The organism is Microcystis sp. LE19-84.1B (assembly GCF_027531875.1).
GTDB classification, from domain to species: domain Bacteria; phylum Cyanobacteriota; class Cyanobacteriia; order Cyanobacteriales; family Microcystaceae; genus Microcystis; species Microcystis panniformis.
In genome coordinates this window covers 1-7,275 of sequence record NZ_JAPZSR010000066.1, presented here as the reverse complement: position 1 = coordinate 7,275, position 7,275 = coordinate 1, and the positions used below count along the sequence as shown (strand labels likewise).

General features: G+C 39.7%; 8 protein-coding genes. 2 read left to right on the top strand and 6 right to left on the bottom strand.

Translation table 11 applies throughout. The annotated features are described in order from the left end of the window. Positions 1 to 137: 137 nt before the first annotated feature. From O9324_RS03660 to O9324_RS03635, 6 genes are all read right to left on the bottom strand, one after another. Complete coding sequence (locus O9324_RS03660; protein WP_288139505.1) at positions 138 to 590, bottom strand: peptidoglycan-binding domain-containing protein; 453 nt, start codon at positions 588 to 590, stop codon at positions 138 to 140. A gap of 38 nt (positions 591 to 628) precedes the next feature. After that, the gene (locus O9324_RS03655; protein WP_287627084.1) at positions 629 to 1,555 is read right to left on the bottom strand and encodes a peptidoglycan-binding protein; all 927 of its coding nucleotides are present in this window, start codon (positions 1,553 to 1,555) and stop codon (positions 629 to 631) included. 11 nt (positions 1,556 to 1,566) lie between these two features. After that, on the bottom strand, positions 1,567 to 2,412 hold the full coding sequence (locus O9324_RS03650; RefSeq protein ID WP_287627085.1) for a GH25 family lysozyme: 846 nt from the start codon (positions 2,410 to 2,412) through the stop codon (positions 1,567 to 1,569). A 38-nt stretch (positions 2,413 to 2,450) separates the two neighbouring features. Next, entirely contained in the window at positions 2,451 to 3,266 is an 816-nt protein-coding gene (locus tag O9324_RS03645; protein WP_287627086.1) for a M15 family metallopeptidase, read from the bottom strand. 33 nt (positions 3,267 to 3,299) lie between these two features. Further along, on the bottom strand, positions 3,300 to 4,760 hold the full coding sequence (locus tag O9324_RS03640; RefSeq protein WP_288139504.1) for a hypothetical protein: 1,461 nt from the start codon (positions 4,758 to 4,760) through the stop codon (positions 3,300 to 3,302). A gap of 744 nt (positions 4,761 to 5,504) precedes the next feature. Beyond that, entirely contained in the window at positions 5,505 to 5,684 is a 180-nt protein-coding gene (locus O9324_RS03635) for a hypothetical protein (protein WP_002772982.1), read from the bottom strand. A 48-nt stretch (positions 5,685 to 5,732) separates the two neighbouring features. Here O9324_RS03635 and O9324_RS03630 point away from each other — a divergent pair, with 48 nt between their 5' ends. Both O9324_RS03630 and nadA read left to right on the top strand, forming a co-directional pair. Then, positions 5,733 to 5,912: a hypothetical protein gene (locus O9324_RS03630; RefSeq protein ID WP_155120100.1), complete on the top strand. Its 180-nt coding sequence runs from the start codon at positions 5,733 to 5,735 to the stop codon at positions 5,910 to 5,912. A gap of 268 nt (positions 5,913 to 6,180) precedes the next feature. Next, positions 6,181 to 7,140 (top strand): quinolinate synthase NadA, encoded by a 960-nt coding sequence (gene nadA / locus O9324_RS03625; protein ID WP_002765567.1) that lies wholly within the window; start codon positions 6,181 to 6,183, stop codon positions 7,138 to 7,140. Positions 7,141 to 7,275: the final 135 nt, after the last annotated feature.

Here is a 7,275-nt window from a genome sequence, read left to right as displayed (position 1 = left end):
CTCTACTTCTTCTCAAGTACCGAATTTGACGACTGACAGGCATTTTGGATTTTTCTATGCTCACTAACCACAGACTCCCTTTTCGACACGAAATTAGATTACTATTTTATCGCCTTTTTTCTGGCAAAGTCAACACCCTAGTCTGGTAGTAGAGAATACATTTGTCGCACTAGAGAATCCACCTGTCGGCGGGGGCCGAGGACAAAAGCTGGATAAACCCTTTCAGAACGTCCGTCTATTCCATCGCGTGGCCAAATTCCTCGTCCCTCATTATCTTGGAAAGTGGGCTTGTGATAGATATCGACACGCTCTTTCATCGTTCTCAACACTGTCATGGTGTTGGCTGATGGTTCTTTCGGTGGGATTTCTTGAAATAGTTTTTCCCAAGTGAGGGGACCCACGATGCCATCTGCGGCTAAATTATGCTCCGCTTGAAACTGTATGACACGCTGTTTAGTATTCTCATCAAAATTCCCATTGTCGGGGCAGGGATAACCTTGATTATTCAGTTCTCTTTGAACTTTCTTGACGTTTTCTCCAATCACTCCCAGTTTTAACAAGGTGCCTGGATAAGTAGATACGAATAGCATGGTTTTGTCCTCCTTAATTATTTTTACCTCACTTGCTTTTAGACAAGAATTTCATCCAGTCCCCATGACTTAACTTCGTAGTTAGCACCATGCACTTTACCTTGAGATGTCGCAATCGTTAACTTCCGTTTTCTGACATCTTCAATCCATTTAGGATTACTATGTTCTGCGACAACATTAGAGATAATCTTACGAATATCTTGTTCAGTTGTAGGTTGTAATTGATTGATTTTATGTTGAATTTCTACAGACTCATGAGAGTCAATGCCTCCATTTTGTACGGCGATATCAAAACAGAGCGCTAAACCAAGTTCAGTCTGTAAATTAAATTTTTGAGCATCACGAATGGCAATATCCCAGTATTCTTGGATCTGCTCGATTTGAATAGCCTGAACTTCTGGGAAACTTCCGAGTGTTTCAAAGGCTGTATTCCAAGGTTCTTTAACTTTATATTTATTAGAACCTAGTGAAATACTATCAGCCCAAGCTTTTTGCTCGGCAAGAGATTTGTCAAGAATTTTAAGAAGATCGTCAGCAAGATTTCCAAAAGCTTGCTCAAATAAATTAGGATATCGCTGATGAATTTCTTTGAGAATTTTTCCTAATTCTCCATTGGAGAGCGTAAAGCCAATAATCCCCCATGTTAATCCTGCTCCATCAAAATTGCCGACAACTTTGGTAAAGCCTGTTCCTTCAAAATCGGCTGTTAATTGTAGGCAAAGTTCCTGAATAGAGGGAAGTTCTGGTGCAATCAGTTGTTTCCACATCTCCTCATCAATTTTTCCGGTCGGAGAAAGGTTGTGTTGCTGTTGATAATTTAACAGGGCAATCTCAGTGTTTCTGCCATAAATTCCGTCGATAATATCTGTGTAAAGATTGCCAAGAGATCGCTGAACTTTTTTAATCAGTTCTCCACGAACACTGCGATAACCACTGGAAGGTCGTTGAAACAGAATGCGTACCATGGTAATAACTCCTATTGATTTTTCAATTTGGCTAAAGTTGCAGGATCGACTATGCCATTAACAGGAAGATCATGAGAGCGTTGAAATTCTACAACTCTTCCTTCTGTCATTGGACCAAATTTTCCGTCAACATCATCTCCTTGAAATCCTAATAAACGTTGTATTTCTTTGACGGATTCTCCCGTATCTTTTCGGTTGATTAAATCAGTAAAGATCGGATCGGGATTAATTCTCGAAAAATCGCCTTGAACAAATTTTTGTAGTCCTTCTAACTCTCCATTAAACCAGTTAAGATCGACATAGTCAGAAATTCCTTTAATCCTGCCTTGGTCGGTATATTGCCAAAAATAACAAGTAGTCCAAGCCCCTGGAATATCAGGTCTTCCTAGTCGATAATGAGCAATCCAAAGCGGATACGCTTTAAATTCAGGAGTTGATCCTAATCCGTTCCAGAAACTAGGATAAGTATAAAGAATGGGTTTTCGTCCAGTTTTTTGTTCGACAATTTTGAGCCATTCCAAACACCGCGACTTAATAACAGATGAGCCAACACTATTGTTGGCTTCAGTATCCAAGACAGGAGGTAGATCATTAGCTTCTAATCCTCCAACTGCATTCAGTGAATTAAGAAAATTGTCGGCCTGTTCACTTGCATCTTTGTTAGGACGGAAAAAGTGATAGGCTCCTCGTAAAATACCGACAGATTTTGCTTGTTTCCATTTATCAGTAAAGGTCGGATCTTTCCAGGTTACACCTTCAGTCGCTTTAAGAAAGGCAAATTTGATGCCGCATTCAGCAAGGTTAGCCCAATTAACAGGGTTTTGATAGCTAGATAGATCAATTCCTGGAATACTCATAACTTTGCTCCTAAATTCGTTTAAGTTAGATTGATGAATTAAAGTTCATACTTGGTTTTGAGAGCTTCGAGTTCTCCACTAGATAGAATTTTGGCAACCTCAAAGTGCATCCCATCTTTACGACTGTTGAAATGACCTCCCCAGTAAAATCCGTATTCGTTGGCAATAGGAACCAACCGTCGGACTGAACCCTTTTCTTCCACCAAAGCTGGAGTATGTGCCAGTTTATTCCATTCGTAATTAATATCAAAAGCAGAACCAAAAGCGTGGTTGCTTAAGACGGTGCGACTACCACGAATAAAACGCGGTACAAAGCTACCGTCGAAAGTTAGAATAAGTTTTAGTAGGTCTTTAGATTGCCAAACTTTCCAGAGTCCTTGTAACTGTGGGGCGGCAAGACGGTGAAACTCCATTTTCCCATTACTAGGTGCATCATGAATATTCTGAAAATCGGGAAGCTCTACTTCTAAAATATTTTCTTGAACCCAATTTCCCAGAATTTTGATGTGTTCGGGATTGTTAGGAGTTGGATCGGAAACATAGTCAAACTTACCAAAAAGCTGTTGTCGCTCCGATAAGCTAACCACTGCTGGAAAAACGGGTTTAGGCGGAAAATCAGCATCGTACTCCACACCATCAAACCCATCTTCTAGAGCCTTGGCATAGGTTTTGCTGCCAATGATACCATCATCTTTTAGTCCTTTAGAGAGTTGATATTTTTTCGTGGCATCTTCAGTGGCTTGACCAAATTTACCATCAGCCACTAAATCAGGAAAACCATGACCTATGAGAAATTGCTGCCAACGCTCAACAACTTCCCCTGTTGATCCTCGTTTCAAAACTGGTAATGCCATGATAAGTATCCTCCTTTTGTAATTTTTAGAGTTTCAAACCAATTCTTCAGTTAGAATTCGTCGTACAATTTCCGTCACTGCGACTGCCATGTGGGTATCTCGATCTTCCGATGAACCATCAGGAGTCCATAGAGCCATAGCAAAAGTGCGTAACTTAGCTGGTTGTAAACGGCGATCAACAAACTTCACCAAAGCAACATAGGTATAAGCACTGTTACCCCAACCAGTTTTAGAAATGACGACGGGTTCGCTAATAACATTGATCACCCCTAAGGTTTCTAGGGCAACATCAACATAACGAGCAATATCATTACCCATAGCTCGGACAACGCTTTCTAAGCTGATCCACTGTGCGCTAGGCAGTCGTGTATTAGAGGTTAAATGCAAATGCCAACCCAGCATTGAAATGAGTCGGGTTAAATCATAGGCAGAGATATGGTTATTGCCCGAATTACCCTGAGCCGTTGAGCTAAGAACGGTTGCACCACTGGTAGTATCTTTGATTTTGGGATCAGCAATGAGAGAGGGCAATCCATAGGCTCCTCGAAATTCCAAATTTCCGTTTCCTGTTTGGGCTTGAATCCAAGACTCTAGATCTTGTCGCCGAGTAAACCGTTTAAATAAAGCTCCTACTTGATTGGAATATCCAATATTTCCTTCGATATCTTTTTTATAGGAAACCACATTAGCAACCAAGTCATAAAAACGAAGTTTGGAAGAGGAGGAAGGCTCAATCACACAATTATCAACGTCAACGGTGGGAAAATTGCTATTAATTTGAGAGATAGCATTGAGAACACCAATAAATTTAGTAGCACTGAGGAATTGAACAGGAGCTAACGCATTTTTTCCTAGCCAATGGGTTTTAATTGGGTTTATACCATCGCCAAAATTCCCAATACAGACACAGGCATGGGCAATATAGCTGGGTAAAAAATTCAACCCAGATGAATCAATGTTGGGTAATAGTCCTCGATTAGGATAATCCGAAGATATCGCACTATTGCCACCAGAAATAATCGATATACCATCCGGTTTTTGGGTTATGTATTGAGGGTAGTTACTAATTTCACTACTAAAGGGTGAATTTTGAGCGGTACGGCTGACGAACGCTTCATTTGCACCAACATCCACTAAGATGGAAGTGTGTTGTTGAATGTTAGTCAATTTCTGAAGGATAAAAGCAGCATCTTTGGCTTGTTCTAAAATGAAAGGAAGTTGTTTTGTATCTAATAGCTTTTTAGCAATTTCAGCATTTAGAGCAATCGTGTCTGAAGGAAGATCTGGAAGTTCGACTGCATGACAAAATTCTTTCAGTCCATTCCATGTATAACTATTCGTTGTGCCTAAACATCCATCTATCCACTGTCCTCCTGGATATAGTCCTAAGTTTCTGAGTTTGACTTGAATTTCACGAACTAATCCTTTATCGGCTTTTAATTGAGAGCGATTCAAAGCTTGATTATTACCAGAAATTTCTGTTAAAGTTGCCATGATCAAAGTTCTCCTTAATTTTTAAGCGTAGGACTCACCCTGTTCTCCAGGGTTAGCTACATGGATGTTATGGACATTGGGATAATTTTTGAGAAAATCACCAATTCTCTCTTTCTTAATAGACCTCGGACTAATATTATCTTAAGACCAAAAGTCTTTCTAGCTAAGGAATCTACCCAAATAAAAATGATTTTAATTGCCTCATATTTTTTCAGTGAAATTGAATTAGCAACGATAGATATACATCCCAGCTATCGAACTATTTAGTTAGTACATGGGCTAAAAGCAAGCTGTGATTGGGTTATAATTTTTGGAGATGTCTAATGTCTTTACTCCATTAAGACAAACCGAAGAACCAGATTAAGACTGTCCGCAGGGAGCATCTCATTTATGCAAGTGAGTAATTATACTTATCCCCAAAACTGGTTTCTAGCAAGGCTTTCAAAATAGCTTGACATAAAAACCTGATTTAGGGGTTACAAAGGTGAGATGCTCCCCTGTCCACATCACGATTTCCCGAACCTAAAATTGTCAGCGACATCAGTTCCGCCTCCTCTAATTAATGGGTATGACCATCTGATAATTTTGTCACCCATTGCTCTTCACAGTTAAGTTTGCACTTGAAACTTATCTATCTCTAAGTTTTATTGTCTATTAATTTGACTATATAGAAATAGTAAGAGGAGATTTTTGTAACTTTTCTTGATAATTGCTGCCCTCGCATCGGTTGCGGGCAAAATCGCACTACCTTGCAGCATCCAACCCTTCGATCTTACCAGCGATCGCATTTAGCCTGGCTTTGATTCTGGTCATCCACTGGTTAAACTCGGCCGATTGCCAGTCGATAGCTTCCTTCCGTAGCCTTATTTCTCTGGTTGTTTTTTCGGGGGCTTCTAACCGGATATTTAATTCTGTAATCATCATTGCCTCAATTATCCATGGATTCTTTACGGCAGGGAACTTGACATATCAATGAATGGGAATCAACCTCTTTACGGAAATTTTGCCGTTGACATCCTCACCACCGTAAAACCCACATTCCGCACCCTAGTCGTTGAAATCAAAAGTTGCTCTAGCCCTTGTATAGTAAAACTTTTAGCGATTACTAAGAATTATGAAGTGTCACACTCTAGTCAGCGATCGCCAGCTTAATGAGAGTTCATCTCAATAATTTGGTATCAGAGCCATCAGATTTTTAGGGCTAATTGTGCATCTGCTGGGCAAACAAATTAGCCTGTAATTCAGAGCCGGCAATCGTTTTGACGATTTAGATAAAATTTTCAATGTGACACTTTAGGGTGCGGAATGTGGGGGTTTACTGATCACTGAAAAAAGCTCCCAGTCCCTAATCACTTTAAAAAAATTTGCTATGATCTAGGGACTTGTTTAGTATTTGGTAAAAATAACCATAAGTGCCACCGTGTTCACCACTGTTCAACCCGCCAATCGATCGAGCTTACCTGATGACCTATTTACAGCAATTAAAGAGCTTAAACAGGAATTAAACGCCGTTATTCTGGCTCACTACTATCAAAATTCTGACATACAGGATATAGCTGATTATATTGGTGATTCTCTAGGTTTATCCCAACAGGCTGCCCAAACGCCAGCAGATGTGATCGTATTTGCGGGGGTTCACTTCATGGCAGAAACAGCTAAAATCTTAAATCCAGATAAGTTGGTATTGCTGCCGGATTTAGATGCAGGATGTTCTTTAGCTGATAGTTGTCATCCTGAAGATTTTGCTCGTTTTAAAGCCCAATATCCCGATCATATCGTGATTTCCTATATTAATTGCAGTGCAGAAATTAAGGCCATGAGTGATATTATCTGCACCAGTTCCAATGCAGTCAAAATAGTTAATCAAATCCCTGTCCATCAACCGATTATCTTCGCTCCCGATCGCAATTTGGGACGTTACGTCAGTCAGCAAACTGGTAGAGATTTAGTCCTGTGGCAGGGTAGTTGTATTGTCCATGAAACTTTTTCCGAACGCAAGATAATAGAATTAAAAGTTGCCCATCCAGAAGCAAAAATTATCGCCCATCCTGAGTGTGAATCATCGGTTTTACGCCATGCCGATTATATTGGTTCCACGACGGCACTATTAAATTATTCCCTGAAAAGTTCTGAAAAAACCTTTATTGTCGCCACAGAACCAGGGATTATTCACCAGATGCAAAAATCCGCACCAGAAAAACTATTTATACCCGCACCAGGTTTGAATAACTGTGCTTGTAATGAGTGTCCCTACATGAGACTGAACACTCTCGAAAAATTGTATCTCTGTATGCGAGATAAAACTCCAGAAATTACTATTTCTGAAGATTTAAGACTTAAGGCACTGTTGCCGATTCAAAGAATGTTAGAAATGTCTTAATCAGTTATCAGTTATCAGTTATCAGTTATCAGTTATCAGTTATCAGTTATCAGTTATCAGTTATCAGTTATCAGTTATCAGTTATCAGTTATCAGTTATCAGTTATCAGTTATCAGTTATCAGTTATCAGTTATC